Origin of the sequence: Sphingobium sp. CECT 9361 (assembly GCF_918741285.1) — a bacterium.
In the GTDB taxonomy this organism is placed as follows: domain Bacteria; phylum Pseudomonadota; class Alphaproteobacteria; order Sphingomonadales; family Sphingomonadaceae; genus Sphingobium.
In genome coordinates, this window is record NZ_CAKKNC010000066.1 from 1 (window position 1) to 1,658 (window position 1,658).

At 58.9% G+C, this 1,658-nt stretch carries 2 protein-coding genes and 2 pseudogenes; 1 reads left to right on the plus strand and 3 read right to left on the minus strand.

The annotated features are described in order from the left end of the window. Positions 1-96: 96 nt before the first annotated feature. On the minus strand, positions 97-840 hold the full coding sequence (locus LQ220_RS24740; RefSeq protein WP_230190620.1) for a zincin-like metallopeptidase domain-containing protein: 744 nt from the start codon (positions 838-840) through the stop codon (positions 97-99). 35 nt (positions 841-875) lie between these two features. Further along, positions 876-995, minus strand: a pseudogene (locus LQ220_RS25140) (hypothetical protein); the annotation flags it as partial. A 98-nt stretch (positions 996-1,093) separates the two neighbouring features. Between LQ220_RS25140 and LQ220_RS24750 the strand changes: the two are divergent. Next, complete coding sequence (locus tag LQ220_RS24750) at positions 1,094-1,435, plus strand: hypothetical protein (RefSeq protein WP_230190621.1); 342 nt, start codon at positions 1,094-1,096, stop codon at positions 1,433-1,435. Positions 1,436-1,566: 131 nt separating this feature from the next. Here LQ220_RS24750 and LQ220_RS24755 read toward each other — a convergent pair. Beyond that, a pseudogene (locus LQ220_RS24755) lies at positions 1,567-1,658 on the minus strand (integrase catalytic subunit); the annotation flags it as partial.

Sequence of the window (1,658 nt, forward strand, 5' to 3'; positions counted from 1 at the left end):
AAACGACCGCAGAGGTTCGTCGAGAAATAATGCGGAGCAAAGCCCGTCAGATAACGTCGCAATTCTGCGCATTTCATACACTGAAACCGCGTTCCTTCACATTATCGACACCTCGCGATTACTTGCCTTATGGCGAGGTGAGCATAACTTGATCCAACTGGCGATATAGCTGGCATGGTCAGAACGTGGCTCAATCGCCAAGCCAAGATCGGCGGCCAGGAACGCCGCGCCTAATTCGGCAACAAGTTCCTCGCGGGCATAGCCTTCATCGCCCCATTTCTCGCGGCCAAAATTGCGATCAAGGCGGCTCTCGTGCCGAGTCCAGTGACAAGTTTCATGGCCTCGGGTAGCGTAATATCCATGGGCGTCATCGAATGCTGCAAAGGGCGGCAACTGGATGCGGTCGGCTGAGGGTATATAATAGGCTTTGTCGCCACCGTGGTTCACGATCGCGGGGATGCGGGCAAAGAAGGCTTCCGCCGCTTCGATCCGCTCCTCCTCTGGCGCTGGTTCTGAAACCGCATGGAACCGCTCTGGCAGTCCGTCGATCTGCGCCACGTTGAATACGGTATAGGTCTTGAGGAACCGGAACGCTTGTTCACGGTCTTCGCCGCTGGCGTCGTCATGTACGGTCTTGCTGCTGTCGCCATAATAAACCACGGTTGCACCGCATTCGCCCTTGCGGACCTGCGCGCGCAACGCCTGCGCCTGCTTGTAGGTCATCCATGACGGGCTGACGAAACCGGCCGTCTGGGCTTCGATCCACAACAGGAGAACATTGATACCGCGATAGGGCTGCCCGGTGGCGCGCAGTGGCCGTGTTCGCCCCGATGCGGCCATGTCGCCCCGCTCCACGGCTTATGCCACGGGCGGGTGCCCTGTTGCAGCTCCGCCAATATGCGGTCGGTGATGCGGCTGTGGGGGTCTTGTTTGGCGGTGTGCTTGGTCATGGTCTTTACTCCCTTCCAATCCGCGCAGCGGGTCATGCCGCGCATGACCCCTGCCGACCCGGCGAGGGGCGGAGAGAGAGAGGGCAAGGTCTGGTGCCGGTGGGTGGTGCGGGCGCAGCGCAGCGAGCCACGGCCACCAAAGCATGGCCTTGCAGGGAGAGAGAGGCAGCGCCTCTTTCTTCCTCGAAACGGAAAATTGCGGCGCCGTTGGGGCGCTCAAGGCGGGACGGCGCAGCCGTTCCTATCCCGCGTCAGGGATGGCAACCCGCATGGGCGGAAACCGCAATGCGGGTTCCGTTGCGACAGCAATACAGCCCGGCCCGGAGGGGACGCCGCCGCAATCGAATGTGTTGAAGGAGGCCGATGCTAGCGAAAAGGAGCTGAATTATTCATCGCAACGAGTGCGGGGAATAACCTCGTCATTCACCGCATTTTCCGAGTTTAGGATTGAAGAGCTCAATCTGCGATTGAAAAACTCAGTTTGAGTGGGTCGACGAAAATTTTTCTCAATTCTGAATTGGAAAAGTGAGTTGCGCGGAATGAGTGCCTGAAACACTGCAATCCTGACTGATTTTATCAGCCTGATCTGCCCCCGCGGAGTGGGCCGGTTGGTTTGTTAGTGGATTATGCTCACCATCGCCATATCCGGGCGGAGGTGGAGCGAAGCGGAACCAGAGGCCGGATATGGCGGTGAAGCCGTTTCCGGTG